We start from the raw sequence: 20,778 nt of genomic DNA on the forward strand, positions 1-20,778 counted from the left end.
CGGCAATGCTGACCGCGACTATGTCACGATCCGAAGCCGTGGTGCAGCCCGGACGGGTTTGACGACCGGCAGCGCGCGCATTCCAACCACATGGGACAGGCGCAGTTTCGGAGACGCACGATCGAACAATCGATGCTGAACCGCATGCGCCATGCAGGCGTCGAAATGTGCACTCAACGAGTCCGTCCGCGGGATCAACCGCAGCGGCATGGCCACCGCGAGAGCAAGAAGGGGTAGCCACATCGTCGGAAAGCTCTGCCGGAGAATGTCGATTGTCGCCCGGTCAATGCCTCGCGACTAACATAGGTTGCGAGCATCAGATGCGCGTATCGCAGCGGGCGTCGAAGCTAAGCGACAGCGCTGCGTCGGGTGGCCTGCAGCGCCAGGGTGTGGTTCTCTCGCAACCGACCACGAGAAGAGGATCCATTACGATGACCCAATTGATCCCGCCGAGAGTGGCGGCGCAGCGGGCCCGGGCGACGGGGGCAGTCGCGACCGGAGCGGGTGCGACCGGAGCCTTTGCGGTAGGAGCCGCCGCGGCGGGGGCGCTGGCTTTCGGGGCCGTGGCGGTCGGGGCTTTCGTCATCGGGCGATTGTCGGTGCGCAAAGCGCGTTTCGGCACCTTGGAGATCGATCGTCTGATTATACGCGATATGACACTCCCGCGTCGCTGACACGCTAGACCTGTCGCAGAACCACGAGCATCGACCCTCAATCGCCCATCAGCGATGAGGCAGGGTCGGTAACATGTCGTCGCCTCTGGCAGCGAATTCCGTCTGGCAAGCTGCCCGAGTTGATTGCGACGCCTGACAGATCCCGAACGACCAAAGATTTCGGCACGTGAGCCATCTTGGACAGGGCTCTCACCCACGACTGCCGGCCGATCATCGCCATACGACCATCTTCGTGATCGCTAGCTTATGCGGCCGACGCGAACACGCGTTCGTCAAAGATCATTTGACGCGGCCGCTTGGCTCGACGTACAGAAAACAAGCATCTACTGCATTTGTTTGACTTTAAAATGATTTCAAACTGTAAAGACCGCTTGTCGCGAGGGTTTTACTTTTGTGAATGAGAGTAATTCCAAACAACCGAGCCGAACATCGTCGATCGATATGGCTGCGACGAGACGTCCAGAGGCGCCGCCGGTGTTTGCGGTCGAGACGCTTCTGTCTCGCGGCGGCGAAGCCGTGCTTCTCCACGCCAACGAACGCTACCGCCTGCGGATTACGGCCAAAGGCAAACTGATCCTGACCAAGTGAGACTCATGATATCGCGCTCTGTCCACCGTGCCCTGATCCTGCTGTTTGGCTTGTTGCCGATCCCCTTCGCAAGCGCTGCCACGCCAGCGGATGCGAACAGGGTCGTGGTGCTCGGCGGCTCGATTACCGAGATCATCTATGCCCTGCATCGCGAGGAGCGGATCGCCGCCCTGGATACGACAAGCCTGTTTCCGCCGTCTGCCCTCAAGGATAAGCCGAATGTCGGTTACGTCCGCAGCCTCTCGGCGGAAGGCGTTTTGTCCTTGCGGCCCGACCTCATTCTCTCGATCGACGGAGCGGGCCCGCCCGACGCCTTGACGCTGATCCGGCAGACCGGCGTTGCTTTCGTGACGATCCCGGACGACCCCACTCCGGACGGCATTCACCGGAAGATCGAAGCGATCGGCAAAGCGCTTGGCGACGAAAGCGGGGCGGCCGCTCTCGATCGCGACGTTGCGGCAGGTTTCGCCTCGCTGGCAGTCCTCCGAACAAGGATTGAGAAACCGCGCCGCGTCCTGTTCATCTTGTCGCTGCAGAATGGGCGATCGATGGTGGGCGGACGCCACACCTCCGCCGACGGGATGATCCGCCTGACAGGCAGCGTCAACGCCGCCGACGATATCGACGGGTACAAGCCGATCACCGACGAAGCGATCGTGGCAGCCGCGCCGGATGTGATCTTGACGATGCAAAACGACCGGCATGCCCTTTCGGCCGACACCGTCTTCGCGATGCCGGCTTATGCGGCCACACCCGCTGCAAAAACCCGCAGCCTCGTCAGCCTCGATGGCTTGCTGCTGCTCGGGTTCGGGCCTCGCACGCCCGAGGCCGCAACCACGCTGATCAGAGCGCTTTATCCTGATCTTGCGCCCGCGCCGTGATGTCGCGCACCGCGATCGTCACCCTCACGCTGCTCTGCCTGTTGCTGGCCGGAACAGCGATCGCCTCCGTGGGGCTTGGGGCCGTCACGATATCGCCCTCGCGAATCCTGATGGTGCTGCGAGCCGCTTTGACGCGCGACCCCGCGCTCGACGCGGCCCATGATGGCCTGATCCTGCTCGATATCCGGATCCCGAGGACGCTGCTCGGCTTTCTGGTGGGGGCCGCGCTGGCGATGTCGGGGGCCTTGCTGCAGGGCCTGTTTCGCAATCCGCTCGCCGATCCTGGTCTGATCGGGGTCTCGGCCGGGGCGGCGCTGGCGGCCGCCGCCGCGATCGTGCTGGGAGACCGGTGGATCCCGGGCCTGCTGGACGGCCCGTGGGCCGTCGTCGTTCTGCCGCTTGCGGCTTTCGGCGGCGGGTTGGCCGCCACATCGATCCTATACGGCCTCGCGACCCGCGACGGGCGCACCTCGGTCGCGCTGTTGTTGCTGGCCGGTGTGGCGCTCGGCGCCCTCGCGGGCGCGGCCACGGGACTTCTGGTTTATCTGAGTGACGACAGGCAATTGCGCGACCTCACATTCTGGTCGCTCGGCAGTCTCGGCGGCGCAACCTGGGGCAAGGTCGCAACCGCGGCCATGCTGATTCTACCGGTTCTGGTGATCGTTCCGTTCCTGGCCCGCAGCCTCAATGCCTTGGCGCTTGGGGAAGCGGATGCCTATTACCTCGGCGTGCCGGTGCAGCGAACAAAACGCATCATGATCGGCCTGGTGGCGCTCGCGGTCGGCAGCAGCGTGGCTTTGGCCGGTCCCATCGCGTTTATCGGGATCGTGGTGCCGCATCTCCTGAGGCTCACGGCCGGCGCCGATCATCGCATCGTGCTCCCGGCCAGCGCCTTGCTAGGTGGATCGCTGCTGGTGGGGGCCGATATTTTGGCCCGCACCCTCGCGGCTCCGGCCGAAGTCCCAATTGGTATCCTCACGGCAGCCATCGGCGCGCCGTTCTTCCTCTGGCTTCTCCTCACCCGGGCCCAGGATATCGGCGCATGATACCGCTGCTCGAAGCCGAAGCTCTCACGTTCGCGGTTCGCGACGCGGTGTTGATCCGCAATGCCGCGCTGACGCTGGACGCTGGTCGCGTCACCATCGTGGTCGGCCCCAACGGCGCGGGAAAATCGACGTTGCTGAAGCTCCTGGCCGGCGGCCTTCGGGCGCAATCCGGATCGGTCCGGCTGGATGGGCGAGCGCTGCATGATTTTCCCGCCTGGCAGCTCTCGTGCCGTCGAGCGGTGCTGCCGCAGAGCGCGCAGGTGTTCGTGCCGTTCAAGGCTCATCAAGTCGCCGCTCTCGGCAGCGATGGCGTTGGCCGGGCGCTCGGCACGATCGAGCGAGCCGGCATCGTCGAGAGCGCTCTCGTGCGGGCGGGTGTCGATCACTTGCGCGATCGGATTTTTCAGACCTTATCGGGTGGCGAGCAGCAGCGGGTCCATTTTGCCCGCGTCCTGTGTCAACTGGCGGCAGGTCGCTCGCTCGCGCCCAGTCAGCTCCTGTTTCTGGACGAGCCCATCGCCAGCCTGGACCTGCGGCACCAAATCGGATTACTGGACGAGCTACGCGCCCTGGCCCGGGAGGGCACGGCGGTGCTGGCCATCATCCACGATCTCAATCTTGCGGCAGCTTACGCCGATCACCTCGTCGTGCTCGATGGCGGTCATTTGGTGGCCCAGGGCCCCCCGGCCGAGGTGATGACCGATGCTCTTCTGCGAGACGTGTTCCGCGTCGATCTGCGGGTGGGTGCCGTGCCGGGCGCCGGCATTCCCTTCGTGCTCCCGACCCGTCGCGGTCCGTAAGGCTCGTGGCGATGGCGGCGTGTTGAGCGTCGGATGACCACGAGTGTCCAGCCCTCGTTTCGTCACGCGGGTTTCGCAATCCTTGCCCACATCTGAGACATGGGACCGATGAGACAGCATCTGAAAACCGGCGCGACCGCCCTGATGATCTCAACGATTTGCGCTGCTGCGGGCGCGCCATCGGCTTCGGCACGCGCCGAATGGCCTGGCTCGCCCCTCGGCCGCATGGAAGTGCTGGCCCTCTTGCAGACGCTGAGCGTGTCGTTGTTGAGCCACGATAGCGCGACGCTGGTTCTGGAACAGTGGTGCGCCGATCACGGCCTTGCGTCGCGCGGAAGCCAAATCGCTGCGGAGCGTGTCCAGGGTGCAGACAAACAAGCCACCGAGCAGGATCGCGCGCTTCTCCGGATCTCCACGGACGAGCCACTCCGCTATCGGCGAGTCAAATTGCGCTGTGGCGACCATGTCGTCTCCGAAGCCGACAATTGGTACGTGCCGGCACGGCTGACGCCCGCCATGAACATGGCGCTCGACACCACCGATGGGTCGTTCGGGCGGATCGTTCAGCCTCTCCGGTTCTACCGGCGCACGCTCGCCTCGCGCCTGCTCTGGTCGCCTGTTGCGGAGGGGTGGGACAGCGGCCACGCGACCATCTCGGGCGGCTCGCCCGGCATCCTCTCCATCCCCGACCATCTCATCGAAAACCGTGCGCTTCTTTCGCTGCCCGATGCCACACCGTTCAGCCTCGTGGTCGAGACCTATACCAGCGAGATCCTGCAATTCACGCCACCCGCCGTGCCAATGACCGACCCCTGATCCAAAAGGCTCCACGAGGCGATCGTCGGAGCCTGCGATGGTCGTGACAGGTCAGGCCACCGCCTCCGCCTCCATCGACACCGCGTCGAAACCTTCGAAGACGGGATGGCCGGTCGTCAACGGGCGGCCCTTGCCAGCATTTTTGTGGGCGTCCCGGAACTGCTCGGACTGGGTCCAAGCTTGGAAATCCTCGCGGTTCGCCCAGACCGTATGCGACGCATAGAGTGTGTAGTCCTCTTGCTGCGGACCGCGGAGCAGATCGAACGACACATAGCCGTTCATCTCATGCAGGCGGCTCTCGCGTGAGCGCCAGACCTGCTCGAAGGCATTCTCCTCACCCACGATCACTTTGAATCTGTTCATGGCGATATACATGCGATGGTCTCCCTTGATTGTGTGGCTTTGCATGAGATCGAGACGCCTCACTTGGAGGCGAATTTCACGGTCAGGGAAGCTTTCACGACCGTGCCGGCGCTCGGCTCGCTGTCGAGATATTGGCGATATTGTCGGTCGAAGAGGTTCTTGACCGTGAAGTCGCCAGCGACCCGGTCGTTGACCTTATAATTGGCGAAGAGGTCGACCAGCGCATAGCCGCCGCTCGGCGTGTTGGTCACGGTGCCGGTCGCCGACGATATGACGACGCTCTTGTCTACCAGCGTCAGCCGTGTCCCGACGGTGAGACGGTCGTCGAGGAAGCGGAGCCCGAGCGTCGAGGTGAGCCGATCCGGGATCGACGTGACCAATGCGCCCTTGGTGGTCTCGTTCTTGGCGTCGATATGCTGACCCGAGAGCGTGAAGAACCCCTGCCCCCAATCATAGCCACCCTCGACCTCGACGCCCGTCAGATTGGCCTTGGCGATATTCAGATATTGATAGGAGGTGATCGGGAAACAGAGCGAGGGTCGGCTGGCGCAGAGCGACACCGGAGCGCCGGGAATGAATGGCACCAGATAGGGCGCACCCACGGTCTCCATATCGATGTAGTTGCTGACGTCGTTGGAGAAGACGGTCAGCTTGCCTCGGATCTTGTCGCCGTCTCGGAAAACATCGTCGTATTTGAGGTTTACGCCGCCCTCGACGTTATGCGCGACCTCGGGCCTCAGCGTGGGGTTGGGCAGAATGTTGAACGCCGGAAACGGATGCGCGCCGGAGATCAGAGTCTCGGTGATCGAGGGCGCGCGGTAGCCCTCGGCATAGGTCGAGTAGAGCTCGATGCCGCGGATCGGCGTAACCCCGACGGTGATCTTCGGCGAGACCCGGCTGCCTTCCGAGTGATAGGCGCCCCCGTTCAACTCGTAATCGTCATAGCGGGCGGCACCGAGCACACGAAGCCACCCGCCGTAGCGCGCCTCATCTTGGATGAAGGCTCCCGAGATACGCCGGGTTCCCGAAGGCGTCAGTGCGCCGACGTAACCGCCCGCCTGATCGTCGGTTCTGACATGGTCCCAAGCGCTGTCGCCACCTACCGTCAGCGCATGGTGCACCGGGCCAGTGTCGAAACGGGCCGTATTATTGAGGTCGAAGCCGACCGTCCGCACCCGATCCGACAACGGGTCGCCGGGCTGAACCCCGAGCGCCTGGTAGGTGGCGTCCGGCGCGACCGCGGTCTCTTTATTGCGTGTCGCCGAAGAATAGGCCTTGGCGCTGAAATCGAGCCATTGGATCTCGGGCCGGCTGAATGTGTAGCCGATCGTGTAATTCTCGGCCGTGACGTCGTCGCGGAACCGCGACCCGGCAGCACTCGTGCCGTTATTGGCGAACGTATAATTCTGCTGCATGGCCGACAGGCTGATCTGCTGCCCCTCGGCGGGGCGAATATTGGCCTTCATCAGGCCACCAAGCAGCCTGCTCCCCGTATCTTGAACCTTGTCGCCCGCACCGTCGTCATAGGGATCGAGCCCGCGATAGACGAATTGTCCGTAGAAGTCGGCGACATCACCGAAGCGCGTCGCGACGGCCGATGAATTGAGAAATTCCGCGCCGTTTGAGCCGACACCCACCTTCTGCAAGGCGCCATAGGTTTCGTCGGGCGCGAGGACGTCCTCGACACCCTTGGTGCGGAACGCCACGACACCGCCGATGGCCCCCGACCCGTAGATGTTCGACACCGGGCCGCGCGTCACATCCACCTGCCCGATGAACTCGGGGTCGAGATAATAGGTGCCGTTGGCGTTGTGGCCGGAGATTTGATAATCTTGGCGCGCGCCGTCGACGAGAACATTGACCCGGCCGAAATCTTGAAGCCCGCGAATGTTGACCGACTGGCCAGGATCGTTTTGGCTGCTCTGGGTTGTGACGCCCGGAATCGTCTGTAGAATTTCGGAGACCTTCGAGGGCTGCAGCCTGTCGATCTGGGGGCGGGTCACGACGGTCGAGCCCGACAAGGCATCGATGGCCGGTTCCGGTGTTTTGGTCGACGTTACGGTGATCGTATCGAGCGCGACGGCGGCGCTCAGATCGGCCGGCGTGTCGTTCGTTGCAGACGCGGTCGCGTCGGATGCGCGTCGAACTTGTTGCCCATAAGCTTGCGTTGCGCCCTGGGCGGCGACAAGAAGAGTGGCGGTCGCGATCGCGACCGCGCGTGTGCGGGACCCCATTGGTCAGCCTGTTCCATCATGTCATGCTGGCTGGCTTGCGGGGGGAGCATCCGCTGGCTGGCTTGCGCCTCAATTCCGTCATACCGACGACCCAATCCGTTAATCACGGATGGAAATCGAAGTAAATCGCCGCGCATCAAACAGTATTTCGTCTAATTATAAAGTCACAAGACGCCGGGGGCACTCAGGGCCGCCGCGCTTCGAGCCACCGTTGAGCCTCCGGCATCATGCCGAGGCTGCCCAAGAGCGCGCGTTCGCTGATTTGCAACAGAAACAATGGATCGCCTTCTGTCAGCAAGCGTCGAAAGGCTGACATCATCATGTCGACAGGTTGGTAGGTGTCGACGAACCAGACGTCGATGAAGGCGCGGCAAGCCTGAAGGCGATCGAGCGCGCCCCAGAGTGGCGCGTAGTCGTGAGTCGTGTCAGTCGTTGCAATATGGACCATGTCGGTCGCCATCGTCGTCCCTTGGGTCGAGCGCCACGGTCGACCGCGGCTTTGTCACGGAGCTACGGTCAGCATCGCCCAATGGGCTCACTCGACGACCCGTATCTCGCGCCGCGAATCCGCCGCGAAACGGCGTCAGCCGGTCGCGAGCGTCGGCCCCCCTAAATTTCCGAAGATGGACCATGCCGGCGTTCGAGGTGCCGCCGGCTTTTTACACGACAAGGCGCTCCACCACGCGCCATCCGGCAGTTCGATCACCTGAACCGTGGCGTCGAGGCCGAAACAATCATGCAGAGCCGCCAACAAGGCGGCTCGGCTTTGATCGATCTTCACCACCCAGCTTCCGTCACCGACATTGCGTCCATCGATGACATGCATGGCCTCGGCAAGCGATGCCTGGTTGCTCGATCCACCACTCCTCGAGAAACCGACCAGGTAACACGCCATTCTCGATCCATCCCAACACTCAATTGCACGGGACTTGAGGAGCGATTGGTTGACGAAAGCTAACGCAACGTCACCCTATTTGACGATGGAGGGCGCTCCGGCCGGTGTCGGAAGCGTCGGGAATAGGACATGGTCAAAGGCCCACCACAGAAGAATCAGCAAGCAGAGCATCACCAAAATCCAAATGATCTTCCGGTCCATGCTGTTGGTCCCCCTCGGTTGCGGCGCCGCCATCGTGCTTACGTCGAACGCGTGCGGGCGGCTAGATGCATCAGGCCGCCTCAGGCGACGTTCTGAATGGGCGACGCAGTGTCACGCGAATCCATGCTGACGCAATCGCGCCCCTGGCTTTTGGCGTCGTAGAGCCCCCGGTCGGCTCGCTCGATCAAGGCCTGGATGTCGGTATCGTTGGTGGAGATCACCGCGCCGCCAATACTGATCGTGACTCGGATCTCTTGTCCCGCGTGGTAGATGACGGCTGCGCGGACCGCGAGGCGCATGCGCTCGGCCAAATGTCGGGCTTGGTCCTCATCCACTTCCCGCAGAAGAATGACGAATTCCTCCCCACCGAATCGTGCGACTTTGTCGCTCGATCGCACCCCGGCCTCAAGCAGGACACCAACCTGCCGGATCACCTCGTCGCCCGCCGGGTGACCATGACTATCGTTGACCCGTTTGAACACATCGATGTCGGCGACCAGGATCGCGAGGCCGCGCCGATGACGGTCGTGGTGGAGCATCGCATCATCGGCATGCATCAGGAACGAGCGCCGGTTCAGGAGACCCGTCAAAGGATCGGTATCGGCAACTCGTTGAAGCGTGGCGATCTCAGCTTGAAATCGCCGTTCGATCAACGTCGACTGGGTCTCGACCCGGTGGCGCTCCTGCTCGGCAAGGCCGATCCGGCGAAGGAGCGAGCGCAGCGATGCGGATAGTTCGACAAACTCCTGCGAGCCTCCGAAACGTGGCAGCATCGTCATCGACGGATCGCGGCCGAGTTGGCGTGCAGCCTGCGTCATGGCACGGACCGGTGCCGCCGCGTTGCGGGCGATCAACCAGGCCAAGACGATGCTGAGCAAGGCCAGCCCGGCGCCGAGCAAAACGATCGTCCGGGCGATATCGTGGATTGATTGATAGGCGACGCTGGCGGGTCGGCGCGACACGACGATCCATCCGAGGCCCGGAAAGGTCTTGTCGCTCGACGTGACCGCAAACCCGCTCAGGATCGTATCGCCGCCGCTTCGATCCTCGAAGACACCGGACCGCTCGGTCGCAAAAGAGGCGAGTCGCTGAGCATCGAACGGGGCGGCCCCGAGGGTTGGGCCGAGCAGCATCTTGCCGTCCGATGCGAGCACCCAAACGTCAGTCTCCAGGCCGGCATCGTTGTAGGACAGCAGCCGTTGCCGCAGGTCATCGGCCCAGGACCAACTCAGATGGGCGCCTAAGACCCCCGCCAGCCTTCCAGCCTCATCATGGACCGGAACGGAGACGTCGACGAAGCGAAACGGTGCGACATCCGGAGCCCGTGGGAGGAACGTCGCGAGAAGCTTCGCCTCGTGCACGTCGCCGACCGAGGGAGCCTTTAGACCATTGATGAACCAGGGTCGTTCAGCAACGGACGCTCCTTCCAGAATTCCTTTCGTGGACGAGAGCACCGTGCCATCCGGCGCCGCGAAGCCGATCCACGTATAAGCCGGCAGCGACGCCTGCAGGGTGTCGAGGACTTCACGCACTTGCCCCGGGTCGCTTCGCCAAGCGGTACGAAGCGGACGCAGGCCGCCAATCACCTGGATTTCGCGAAACCGGTCCCGCATCGTGCTGTCCAGCGCCGATGCCATATTGCTGGCAAGTTCGGACATATCCTGCCGGACCATCCTGACCGCCTCGCGGCGACCGATCATGATGGCGCCGACGATCATAACGCCGACGAGGGCGACGCAGAGAACGCCGACCAGGATCGCAACCTGCTGCTCGAACCGAAGGCGGGATTGATGGAACACTGGCGTCTCGCTTGGCCTCCCCCGTCTTTAACAAATCGTCATCTCGTTCGCCGACGGATTGCAGCTCGTGATGAACGAGACCTCAATGGCGCCATCAGGACGCTGCCACCAGCCGATCGAGCCGATATCCCGGTTCCCGCGACGTGTGATGCGAGATCACCCAATTTGAGGCTGCTGTCACGAAGGTTTCGGCGGCGGCCTCGCCCGTCAAAGGATAATCGGTCTCGCCGAGCCAGTGACAGAGCACGATTTCGCCGCCCGGCGCCAATGCGCGACGGCACGCCGCCGCTGTCCGACGCACGTCATCGGCGACGAGATAATACAGGACTTCCGACATCACGATGAGATCGAACGGTCCTTCGGGGACATCGGCCGGCACCAGCCCAAGCTGGATGTCGACATGCTCGAGATCGGCACAATCGGACCGCGCGGTGTCGAGCGCGACCTGCGAGGCATCGATCGCGACAAGACGCGAGCAGCGGGCCGCGAGTCGCCGCGTGAAGACCCCGATCGAACACCCAATCTCGAGCGCGTCGGCGTAATGTACGCGCTCGAGGATCGCGAGGGTCGCAGCATATTTGCGGCGCTCGTAATCACTGCTTTTGAACCCCCACGGATCCGGCTCGCTCGTATAGAGCTGATCGAAATAGTCGGGTTTGATCGTCTCGGTACGGCGGCTCACGGCTGCGTCCTGATGAAATATTCGTAGCGGCCCATGAAGGGACGCAGGGTTGTGTCGGTGAATCGAAAGCCAGCCGGATCATCGTCGATCAGGTCGGTCATTTGAGACACATGAGCCGCGATGGCCCAACGCTTCACTGCCTGAAAGGCCGAAACATCGAGCCGAAGCCCCTCGAGGGCCGCGACCTCCACCGGGCGGTCACGCGCCAGGTGCCACCCCCAGATCGGATAAGACCATAGCGCAAGACCGGGCACGCGAGCCGCGACCGCCCGCGCCATGCTGGCCGCAGCTTGGTGATCGCAATGCGGATCCTGGTCCCAGGTCACGAACATTTGCCGGATGCCACCATTGGCCACCTGCGCCGCAATGGTCGCGACCGCAGTGTCGAAATCGGGCCCCGACGTCGGCGCCCGCGTATCCGGAAGTCCGAGATGGCCGACGTGTTCGGGAGCGAGGCCGAGCGCGCGCGCGGCCTGCTCGGTTTCCTCGCGACGGACCGCCGCAAGACGCTTGGCCGGATAGCGAATCGAGTTTGGATGCGAGCCCGCGCCATCGGTCAACACAAGCACATCGACCGGAACGCCGACGTGGCAGGCCGCCGCGATCAATCCGCCACAGCCGAGACTCTCGTCGTCTGGATGGGGTGAGAGCACCAGCATCGGGCCTTGCCGCAACAAGCCCTCAACCTCGACGAGCGGGAAGGCATTGATGGCATCGAGCGCGTCACCGGCCAGCATCGTCAAAGATCCCAAAGCTGGCGCGTCGATCGGGGCGAGGCCAGCACCATCTTGGCCGCATCCAGCATCGCGCCATCAGGCACCGGCTGGCGTAGATAAGTCGACAGATCGCGCGAGACGCGCTCCACCGCATGCGGGCGAATGAAGGCGCCAAGACCGATGCCGCGATGCACCGCCTCGAGCACGTCGAGACAGGCACGCTCGGTCACGACGCGGGTCAAATTGACAAAGCCCACGGTTGCCTCGGCATCGACGGCGTCGACGACGGATGAATGTGAGGCCAACCGGGCGGCCGCATGCTCGACCCAGAAAGCGGCGCTCCCGAGAGCGGCGGCACAATGCGCGACGCGTTGCTGTTGAAGCGCGTCGCCGTCTCGCGATCTCGAAACGAGATGCTCGCGATAGAGGTCGAGAAGGCGTTCGGCTGCCCCGAGGTGGACGGCGCAGAAGCGCCAAGCTCCACCCGAGAAGGAGGGCTGGCGCATGTAGTCGCCCGCGCCTCCGATCTGCGCCGCGAAGGGAATCGTCAGTCCACTGAAGTCGACGGTGCCGGTCGCGGTCGAGCGCACGCCTTGCGCGGTCCATCCGGACAGGTCGGCTCGCTCTCCAGAAGCCAAAACCGGAATCACCATGACGACGCCATCCGGGCCGGTCGGCGTGACGATCGGGTGAGTGATGGATCCGGCTCCGGACGCCAAGATCTTGCTGCCCAAAAGATGCCAGCCGGCAGCCGTCCGTTGCGCCCGCAACGGCTGCTTCCCTTCGGCATTCCAAACGGCCGACATCGCGCCCTGCGCGACCGCGTCGGCAAACGCCGCCACCTGCCCGCTCGTCCCGAAGCGCGTCACCAAGGCAACGGCGTTCACATGTCCTTCGTAGAGGCGCGCGACCGACAGATCGCCGGCCCCGATCAGGCGCAAGACGGCGGTCAGATCTCGCGACCGTTCGGCCGACAACAGATCCTCGCCACCCCAGCGCGCCGGAAAGGGAGCCAATAAAAGCCTAGAGGCTCGCAGTGCCGCGTGGACCCGATCCGTGATGCGGGTTTCCCGGTCCGCCTGCTCGCCCTCCGCGAACAACAGATCGGACAGCTGTGTTGCACGCAGCACGGCGTCCAGCGGCCCTACCCGGCGTGCGCTCTCGTCGACCGGGATGCGTTCGAGACAATCAGGGTGTGATGACAAACGAAGGTCCTTGGCCATGCGGCGTCACTCAACTCTCGACAGCGAAAGCAGTGGAGGCTTCGGAAAGCGATCATGGAACGGACGATCTGCGACAATGTTCCGGCCAAGGTGGACCCGTCCGGCTCGAGCGGCGTTCTGGCTTCACCGCCGCGCACTTCGAAGAGCCACCCTCATGATATCTCGTTCGACCCTGGAGCCGACAACGCTGGAGTTGAAGCTGATCGCGGCTCGTCAGCCCGCATCGAGAGCGATTGTGGCTATCCCGGCCTGTAATGAGATCGAGCGGATCGGTTTGTGTCTGGCGGCCCTCGCGGTCCAACGCGATCGAACAGGCGCTCCGTTGGGTGCTGGCACGTTCGAGGTGCTGGTTTATGCCAATAATTGTACGGACGGGACCGCGGCTTCGGTTCGTGCGTTGGCGCCTCTGCTCCCGTTCGGGCTCCACATCGTTGAGGCGATGCTGGATCGCGAGAAGAGCCATGCCGGGTGGGCGCGGAAATTTGCCATGGATGCGGCCGCCGCGCGGCTGACGTCGCCGGGACGAACCGAAGGGATCATCCTGACGACGGATGCTGACACGATCGTGGCGGCCGATTGGGTCGCTAACACGCTGACGGCCTTGTCCGACGGCGCCGACGCCGTGGCGGGTTATGTCGACGCGCATCCGGCCGAACTGATGCGGCTTGGCGCGGCGTTTCTCCAACGGGGCCGATGGGAGGACACCTATCTCGCGGCCATGGCCGAGATGATCGCCTTATGCGATCCCCACCTGCATGACCCGTGGCCCAATCACCGCGTCGCCTCAGGCGCTAGTCTCGCGGTCACGCTTGAGGCCTACCGGGCGATCGGAGGACTGCCGCCCATGCCGGTCGGGGAGGATGCGGCTTTGGTCAAAGCGCTCGGCCGTGCCGGGTTCAAGGTGCGCCACACGCTCGCGGTATCGGTCACGACATCGGCTCGGCTCGATGGGCGCGCGGTTGGGGGCGCCGCCGACACGATGCGGTTTCGCCACGAGAACCCCGACGCGGTCTGCGATGCCGATCTCGAACCGGCTCACTTGGCTTGGCGACGCGCGTTTTGGAAAGGTTATCTGCGGCGGTGGCACCACGGCGAGGCGCATCGGCCGACAGCGCGTTGGGCCTTTAAGCTCCGGCTCGAGAGTGCCGTCGCGGATGCGATCGCGCGCGAGAACCTTCTGTTCGATGATCTCTGGGCTGCCGTGGAAGCCAAGAGCCCGCGTCTTCGTCGTCGCCCCGCCTTGCGTCCGTCTGAGCTTCCGGCCGAAATTGAGCGGGCCGAGGCGATCATCAAGCGTCTGCGCCGTCGCGCGATCATGGACCGCGTCGTCGCGCCCGATGACACGATCCTCGCGGCAGATCATGCCGGTCGCTCACGCGAAGCGCTGCTGGTTGTCGGCCAATCGCAGTGACGATGATCGTCAAGGACGACGATCCAACACACAGGCGGCACCAAAGCGTGATGTAAGGATCCCCTTTGATCGATGATGGCAATATGCTCGCATCAGGGTTGGCCTGAAGTTGGATCGTCCGGTGTGGCATTGCCATCCGTCTCACCCTGTCCGTCCCGATCAAGCAATGGCTCGGGCCGGGTCGACGTGCGGAATCGCCGCCGCAGCGGCTGCGGTGCCGGCGACCACGGGCGATCGGTCATCGCGGTGCGGGCCGGGTCGGTCACCCATCCCCCATTGCGGAGCCAGAGGCCAACCGAGCCGGTCGACGCCAAGCTGGCACGATCGACGATCAGCGCAGCGGCACAGCTTTCTGGCGCGTAAAGCCCTGTCACGATGACGTCGGCGCGGCCGCAATCCTCCTCGAAGGCCTGCGGCTCGGACACCAGCGACAGGATCTGCCCGCCCGGCAGCGGCGCGACGCACCCGAGCTTGTCGCAACGGCCGACCGGGGCCGCAGTTTGACGACCCAGCAAGGCGGCTTCGCGACCATCGCCATCGGCGCGCAGCCATTGCTCGACCGCGAAGGAGTTGCTCTTGCCCACGACGGCCAGCAATCCGCTCTCCTGGCGCACCGCGACCGCATCCCCGGTCGGCGCGACGATCATGTCGTATCGTGAGCCGAGCGCCGTTCCGGCCAATCCGATCATGAGCAGCGGGATCGCTGTCAGGCGAAACAGCCATGTCCGCCAGATCACGACCGACAACACCGCAAGCGCAAGGAACGGCATCGCCCAGGGCGCGAAGGCCGGGAGATTGACGGTCGAATGCGGCGCAGAGGCGATCAGTCGCGCGGCCCACAGGACGATACCGATGCCGGCGCCCACCCAGTGCCACACCAAACCATCGAGCCCGAGCGGATACAGAACGCAGCCCAGCAAAGCGCCCGGAACGGCGAAGAATTCGATGATCGCCAGTGTCAGAGGATTGCCGATGAACACATAGGGGCTGAGTTCGTGGAAATTGCCGGCCATGAACGAGGCGGTCGCGATGGTGGCGCAGACGGTCGCGACGAGCAAACCGCGACCGTGATCGACGATGTGGTGAAGCCAGCGCCAAACGCCCGGAGCCGGTTGGCCGCGCTTGGGAACGTGATCCGCCCCGTCGGCGCGACGTCCGCGCTCCCGCGTTTCATAGACCGCGACAAGGGCCGCGACCGCCGCGAAAGAGAGTTGGAAGCTCGCGCCGAGAATTGACTCCGGCTCGACCAGCACGACCACCAGGGCGGCCAGAGCGAGGTTCCGCATGGTGAAACCGCGCCGGTCGACCAGCACGGCCCCGAGCATGATCAGCGTCATGAACAAGGCGCGCTGCGTGCCGATGCGCGACCCGGTCAGAATATCGTAGGCGATCGCCCCGGCGATGGCGACCAGCGCGGCCCATTTCTTGATCGGATAGCGGAGCGCCAGCGTGCGGCTCAGCGCAAGACCGCGGCGCGTGCCACCAAACAGCAATGCGGCCACAAGCGTCATCTGCACACCGGCGATCGTGATGATGTGGAAGATGCCGGCCTCGCGGATCAAGTCGCGGCCGTCCTCCGATAGAAGGTCGCGTTTGCCCGTCACCATGGCGGCCGCGATTGCGCCCGTATCGCCGCCGAGGATCGTATCGACCCGCGACGCGAGCGCGTTGCGGGCTCGATCGACTGCCATATGGAAGGCGAGGCCGAAGGAGGGCGCAGCAGGCGCCGTTGCGGGTTTTAATCGACCGAGGATCGACCCGACCGCACCGAAGCCGGAAAAGTAGGCGTCGCGCGCGAAGGCGTAGCCGCCCGGGAGGGACGCTTGCGCCGGCGGCAGAAGGCGTGCCGTGACGGCGATGAAGTCACCCGCCTCGACAGGATCGTCGCGCCGTGTCGTGAGACGCACGCGATCCGGGACACGCGCGGGGTCGAGCCCCTCGGCGCTCCGCAGATTGAGGATCAAGCGACTGCCCTTGCGGCGATGATCGACCTCCTCGACGAAGCCGGTCAATCTGGCGATGCGGATCCGATCGAGCACCGGCGCCGCCACCCGCTCAGTGCGAAAGCCCGCCGCCACAAAGCCACTGAATACGGCCGCGACCGCGACCGACAGCATGAAGGCGGACCGATTGTTGCGCGCCACCCAGGAGAGCGAGCCGAAACCGCCCGCCAAAAGCATGGGCCACCACAGCACGGGATTGCGATCGGCGGCGAGAAACAGCAGTACGCCGACGCCGCAGAGCACCGGCAGCCAGAGAAAGAAGCGGCGCTGCTCCCACTCGATCTCAAAGGCCATCGAGACGGCCCGGCCGACTCCCGTGATCGGGCGTAGCGAACCCGCGAACGCCCCGAGGCCGGCGAGAACGCCGATCGCGGAGGCTTTGCGGGTCGCTTCCACCATGAGGACACTTGTTTCGGCGAGCGCGTGGCCAGAAACCGCGGACGGGCGTGTCTCTGCCGCCCTGACCGGATCGGCATGGCGATCCTATATACGACGGCTTCAGCCTGTCCTCAAAAAACGGACAGGGTGACGCCCCTCATGGTAGACGGGCGCTCGATGCGATGCGCCGTCGCGACCGTTCCCCTTTCCTCAGCCACGAGGCCATCCACGCATGTCCGATCAGGTCGTCACCCGTTTTGCACCCTCTCCGACGGGCTTCCTCCATATCGGCGGCGCCAGGACGGCCCTGTTCAACTGGCTCTATGCGCGCAAGCATGGTGGAACCATGCTGCTTCGCATCGAGGATACCGACCGCGAGCGCTCGACCACAGCCGCGATCGACGCCATCGTGGACGGCCTGAACTGGCTCGGCTTAAGCTGGAACGGCGATGTCGTTTATCAATTCCAGCGCGCCGCACGGCACCGTGAGGCCGTCGAGGATCTGCTGGCCAAGAACTTTGCCTATCGCTGCTATGCGACGCCAGACGAGCTCGAGGCCATGCGCGAGGACGCGCGTCGCGAGAAGCGGCCGCCGCGCTACGACGGGCGGTGGCGCGATCGCGATGCCTCCGACGCACCATCCGGCGTCAAGCCTGTGATCCGCCTCCGCGCCCCGCAAGACGGGCAGACCCAAATCCATGACAAAGTCCAAGGGACCGTCACGTGGGCTAACAAGGATCTCGACGATCTCGTTCTGCTCCGCTCCGATGGCAACCCGACCTATATGCTGGCCGTGGTGGTCGACGACCACGACATGGGTGTCACGCAGATCATCCGCGGTGACGATCACCTGACCAATGCGGCCCGGCAAGCGCAGATCTATGACGCCTTCGGCTGGCAGGCCCCCGCCATGGCGCATATCCCGCTGATTCATGGAGCCGACGGGGCCAAGCTGTCCAAGCGCCATGGCGCACTCGGGGTCGATGCCTATCGGGCGCTCGGCTACCTGCCGGACGCTGTCCGCAACTACCTCGTGCGGCTCGGGTGGAGCCAAGGTGACCAAGAATTCTTCTCGACCGAGGAGATGACAGCGGCTTTCTCGCTCGAGAATGTCGGCCGCTCGCCGGCGCGTTTCGATTTCGCCAAGCTGGAAAACCTCAACGGGCACTACCTGCGATCGACGCTCGACGCGGACCTTCTGACCGCCTTGATCGACACCCTGCCCTATCTGGACGGCGGACCGGCGCTCGAAGCCAAACTCGACCCCATCCTACGGGCCAAGCTTCTCTCTGCCATGCCGGGCTTGAAGGAGCGCTCCAAGACGTTGGTCGAACTGCTGGACGGCGCAGGTTACCTGTTTGCGGATCGTCCGCTGCCGATCGATCCGAAAGCCGCCGAGGTGCTGGCCAAAGGTCGCGATCACCTCGTCGCTCTGCGGCCTTTCTTCGCGGCTCTCGAAATCTGGACCGCTGCGACGACCGAGGCCGTGGTTCGGGAGCATGCGGAAAAGTCCGGCACGAAGCTCGGTCAAGTCGCCCAGCCGCTGCGGGCTGCCTTGACGGGCCGCACGACTTCGCCCGGGATTTTCGACGTGCTTGAGGTGATTGGTCGGGATGAAAGTCTCGGCCGAATCGACGATTGGATCGCCAGCCTCACGTAACCAAAGAGTCGCCTAACGCGAGCCCGCTGCTTTGGCCAATCACTGAATTGTGTTGTCGCATTGACGCATGTGTGCCGCTCTTTGAGCGACCTTGACGCAATGCAGCGATCCGCTAGCTTTCACGCAGCGCACAAAGGCCGGTTTCCTGTTGGAGATCGATCCTTTGCTTGACCGTTAGATCTCGCAAGGCAGCTCAATGACAGGCACTTCAGGCACCATCATCGTCGACAACAAGTCGATCGAGCTGCCGATCAAGACGGGTACGATCGGCCCCGACGTGGTCGACATCGCGAAGCTCTACGCCCAGACGGGTGTGTTCACCTATGATCCCGGATTCACCTCGACGGCGAGCTGCGAATCCCGGATCACCTACATCGATGGCGACGAGGGTGTTCTGCTCTATCGCGGTTACCCGATCGAGCAGCTGGCCGAGCATGGCGACTTTCTCGAGACCTGCTATCTGCTGCTTTACGGAGAATTGCCGACCAAAATCCAGAAGGCCGACTTCGATTATCGCGTCACGCGCCACACGATGGTGCATGAACAGATGTCGCGCTTCTTCCATGGGTTCCGCCGCGACGCACATCCGATGGCCGTGATGGTCGCGAGCGTCGGCGCTCTGTCGGCCTTCTACCACGACTCGACCGATATCTCGGACCCGACGCAGCGGATGGTCGCTTCGATGCGGATGGTCGCTAAAATGCCGACCCTGGCCGCTATGGCGTATAAATATACGGTCGGTCAGCCGTTCGTCTATCCGAAGAACGAACTCGACTATACGTCCAACTTCCTCCGCATGTGCTTCGCGGTGCCGTGCGAGGAATATAAGGTCAATCCGGTCCTCTCCCGGGCGCTGGATAAAATCTTCATCCTTCACGCCGACCACGAGCAGAATGCGTCGACTTCGACGGTTCGTCTTGCAGGCTCGTCGGGCGCGAATCCCTTCGCCTGCATCGCGGCCGGGATCGCCTGCCTTTGGGGTCCGGCGCATGGAGGCGCCAATGAAGCGGCCTTGAAGATGCTCGCCGAGATCGGGTCGGTCGACCGTATTCCGCAGTTCATCGCTCGTGCCAAGGACAAGAACGATCCGTTCCGTCTCATGGGTTTTGGTCATCGCGTTTACAAAAACTACGATCCTCGCGCCAAGATCATGCAGAAGACCTGTCACGAGGTGCTTCGCGAGATCGGCATCAAGGACGATCCGCTCCTTGACATCGCCATCGAACTCGAGCGGATCGCCTTGTCGGACGAGTATTTCATCGAGAAGAAGCTTTATCCGAACGTCGATTTCTACTCAGGCATCACGCTCAAGGCGCTTGGCTTCCCGGTTTCAATGTTCACGGTGCTGTTCGCGCTCGCCCGTACGGTTGGCTGGATCGCGCAGTGGAAAGAGATGATCGAGGATCCGGGTCAGCGCATCGGTCGCCCACGGCAGCTCTATGTCGGCGCGCCACGCCGCGACTATGCCCCGGTCAGCGAGCGCTGAGGCCCAGCGCCTCGAGACAGACCTGACATTAAAAAGGGCGGGATCCAGTGGATCCCGCCCTTTTTGCAACTCCGGCCCGTGATCGGCTCCGAATGTTCGCGGCTCGTTGAACAACCGTACAACGAGTTAAACCAGTAACGGAACGCGCTTTGATCAACAAAACCGCAGCTCCGTTCCTCAATTCTCCAAATGTTGGACTTGTGCAGAGAGATAGACGGCCATCTGAAGGCGGTCTCTTCTTCATCATGCAGCTTATAAACTGCCGACCTTGGGCGTACTTCCCTAGACTTGGACCGCTCGAAGCGAACTCTTGTGTCGTTGACAGTGATAAAGCACAGCTATTAGCTTTGCGCAAGGCTGCCATGCAGATTTTTTCATCGATCTGCCCTTTTTGTGCAAGCGGAAACGCCGTGCCGCAGTGGTCGGTTCGCACGCGCTTGACGCGACGAGCGTGGCTTGCCACGGAGGATCGACGCAAGACCGAGGCTAGCCATGTCGACCTATGATGAAAACAACGTCTTTGCTAAAATCCTCCGCGGCGTGCTGCCGTGCCACAAGGTCTTCGAGGACGAGGTCGCCCTCGGGTTCATGGATGTGATGCCGCGCGTGGACGGGCACGTGCTGGTCATTCCAAAGGTCCATGTCCGCAACATGATCGACATCGCACCCGCCGATCTGGCGCTTCTCATGCCCCGCGTGCAGGCCGTCGGACTTGCGGCGCAACGCGCCATGCAGGCGCCCGGGCTGACCCTGCAGCAATTCAACGAAGAGGCAGGTGGACAGGTCGTGTTCCACCTGCATTTCCATCTCCTCCCGCGTCACCCCGGCGTCGCCATGAAACCGCCCGGTGGTCCGATGGCATTGCCGGAGATGCTGGCCGAGCAGGCCGAGCGCATTCGCGCGGCACTGCGCGACTGATCCG

Annotated in this window: 20 protein-coding genes; 10 read left to right on the plus strand and 10 right to left on the minus strand. The window is 63.5% G+C overall.

Annotated features, from left to right (window positions below):
• Positions 1-18: 18 nt before the first annotated feature.
• Complete coding sequence (locus LGH83_RS04795; RefSeq protein ID WP_227400840.1) at positions 19-243, minus strand: hypothetical protein; 225 nt, start codon at positions 241-243, stop codon at positions 19-21.
• Positions 244-431: 188 nt separating this feature from the next.
• Between LGH83_RS04795 and LGH83_RS04800 the strand changes: the two genes are divergently transcribed.
• The 6 genes from LGH83_RS04800 to LGH83_RS04825 all read left to right on the plus strand — a co-directional run bounded on the left by LGH83_RS04800 (position 432) and on the right by LGH83_RS04825 (position 4,805).
• Entirely contained in the window at positions 432-674 is a 243-nt protein-coding gene (locus LGH83_RS04800; protein WP_227400841.1) for a hypothetical protein, read from the plus strand.
• Positions 675-1,115: 441 nt separating this feature from the next.
• The gene (gene hemP, locus LGH83_RS04805; protein WP_131193770.1) at positions 1,116-1,262 is read left to right on the plus strand and encodes a hemin uptake protein HemP; all 147 of its coding nucleotides are present in this window, start codon (positions 1,116-1,118) and stop codon (positions 1,260-1,262) included.
• Positions 1,263-1,267: 5 nt separating this feature from the next.
• On the plus strand, positions 1,268-2,143 hold the full coding sequence (locus LGH83_RS04810; RefSeq protein WP_227400842.1) for a heme/hemin ABC transporter substrate-binding protein: 876 nt from the start codon (positions 1,268-1,270) through the stop codon (positions 2,141-2,143).
• Positions 2,143-3,189, plus strand: coding sequence for a FecCD family ABC transporter permease (locus LGH83_RS04815; RefSeq protein ID WP_227400843.1), 1,047 nt, complete (start codon positions 2,143-2,145; stop codon positions 3,187-3,189). The genes LGH83_RS04810 and LGH83_RS04815 overlap by 1 nt, the downstream gene beginning before the upstream one ends.
• Positions 3,186-3,989 carry a heme ABC transporter ATP-binding protein gene (locus LGH83_RS04820; protein ID WP_227400844.1) on the plus strand — a complete coding sequence of 268 codons (804 nt, stop codon included), beginning with the start codon at positions 3,186-3,188 and terminating at the stop codon, positions 3,987-3,989. The genes LGH83_RS04815 and LGH83_RS04820 overlap by 4 nt, the downstream gene beginning before the upstream one ends.
• Before the next feature lie 144 nt (positions 3,990-4,133).
• Entirely contained in the window at positions 4,134-4,805 is a 672-nt protein-coding gene (locus LGH83_RS04825; RefSeq protein WP_227400845.1) for a hypothetical protein, read from the plus strand.
• A 51-nt stretch (positions 4,806-4,856) separates the two neighbouring features.
• Here the strand turns inward: LGH83_RS04825 and LGH83_RS04830 are convergent, their stop codons facing one another.
• The 8 genes from LGH83_RS04830 to LGH83_RS04865 form a co-directional block, all read right to left on the minus strand.
• Entirely contained in the window at positions 4,857-5,180 is a 324-nt protein-coding gene (locus LGH83_RS04830) for an antibiotic biosynthesis monooxygenase family protein (protein WP_227400846.1), read from the minus strand.
• Positions 5,181-5,227: 47 nt separating this feature from the next.
• Complete coding sequence (locus LGH83_RS04835; RefSeq protein ID WP_227400847.1) at positions 5,228-7,402, minus strand: TonB-dependent hemoglobin/transferrin/lactoferrin family receptor; 2,175 nt, start codon at positions 7,400-7,402, stop codon at positions 5,228-5,230.
• Between the two features lie 184 nt (positions 7,403-7,586).
• Positions 7,587-7,862 carry a hypothetical protein gene (locus LGH83_RS04840; protein WP_227400848.1) on the minus strand — a complete coding sequence of 92 codons (276 nt, stop codon included), beginning with the start codon at positions 7,860-7,862 and terminating at the stop codon, positions 7,587-7,589.
• Between the two features lie 123 nt (positions 7,863-7,985).
• A complete protein-coding gene (locus LGH83_RS04845; RefSeq protein WP_227400849.1) occupies positions 7,986-8,297 on the minus strand; it encodes a hypothetical protein in 312 nt (103 codons plus the stop codon).
• Positions 8,298-8,578: 281 nt separating this feature from the next.
• Positions 8,579-10,297, minus strand: coding sequence for a sensor domain-containing diguanylate cyclase (locus tag LGH83_RS04850; protein WP_227400850.1), 1,719 nt, complete (start codon positions 10,295-10,297; stop codon positions 8,579-8,581).
• A 94-nt stretch (positions 10,298-10,391) separates the two neighbouring features.
• Complete coding sequence (locus tag LGH83_RS04855) at positions 10,392-10,979, minus strand: SAM-dependent methyltransferase (protein WP_227400851.1); 588 nt, start codon at positions 10,977-10,979, stop codon at positions 10,392-10,394.
• Positions 10,976-11,716 (minus strand): PIG-L deacetylase family protein, encoded by a 741-nt coding sequence (locus LGH83_RS04860; protein ID WP_227400852.1) that lies wholly within the window; start codon positions 11,714-11,716, stop codon positions 10,976-10,978. Before LGH83_RS04860 ends, LGH83_RS04855 begins: the two co-directional genes overlap by 4 nt.
• 2 nt (positions 11,717-11,718) lie before the next feature.
• Positions 11,719-12,900 carry an acyl-CoA dehydrogenase gene (locus LGH83_RS04865; RefSeq protein WP_227400853.1) on the minus strand — a complete coding sequence of 394 codons (1,182 nt, stop codon included), beginning with the start codon at positions 12,898-12,900 and terminating at the stop codon, positions 11,719-11,721.
• A 172-nt stretch (positions 12,901-13,072) separates the two neighbouring features.
• Between LGH83_RS04865 and LGH83_RS04870 the strand changes: the two genes are divergently transcribed.
• Positions 13,073-14,329, plus strand: a complete 1,257-nt coding sequence (locus LGH83_RS04870; protein WP_227400854.1) for a glycosyltransferase — start codon at positions 13,073-13,075, stop codon at positions 14,327-14,329.
• A gap of 92 nt (positions 14,330-14,421) precedes the next feature.
• Here the strand turns inward: LGH83_RS04870 and LGH83_RS04875 are convergent, their stop codons facing one another.
• Entirely contained in the window at positions 14,422-16,731 is a 2,310-nt protein-coding gene (locus tag LGH83_RS04875) for a ComEC/Rec2 family competence protein (RefSeq protein ID WP_227400855.1), read from the minus strand.
• A 211-nt stretch (positions 16,732-16,942) separates the two neighbouring features.
• Between LGH83_RS04875 and gltX the strand changes: the two genes are divergently transcribed.
• From gltX to LGH83_RS04890, 3 genes are all read left to right on the plus strand, one after another.
• On the plus strand, positions 16,943-18,370 hold the full coding sequence (gltX, locus tag LGH83_RS04880; RefSeq protein WP_227400856.1) for a glutamate--tRNA ligase: 1,428 nt from the start codon (positions 16,943-16,945) through the stop codon (positions 18,368-18,370).
• A 196-nt stretch (positions 18,371-18,566) separates the two neighbouring features.
• Positions 18,567-19,856, plus strand: a complete 1,290-nt coding sequence (gene gltA / locus LGH83_RS04885; RefSeq protein ID WP_131117931.1) for a citrate synthase — start codon at positions 18,567-18,569, stop codon at positions 19,854-19,856.
• A gap of 492 nt (positions 19,857-20,348) precedes the next feature.
• The gene (locus LGH83_RS04890; RefSeq protein WP_227400857.1) at positions 20,349-20,774 is read left to right on the plus strand and encodes an HIT family protein; all 426 of its coding nucleotides are present in this window, start codon (positions 20,349-20,351) and stop codon (positions 20,772-20,774) included.
• Positions 20,775-20,778: the final 4 nt, after the last annotated feature.

This window comes from Lichenihabitans sp. PAMC28606 (genome assembly GCF_020616535.1).
GTDB classification, from domain to species: domain Bacteria; phylum Pseudomonadota; class Alphaproteobacteria; order Rhizobiales; family Beijerinckiaceae; genus Lichenihabitans; species Lichenihabitans psoromatis.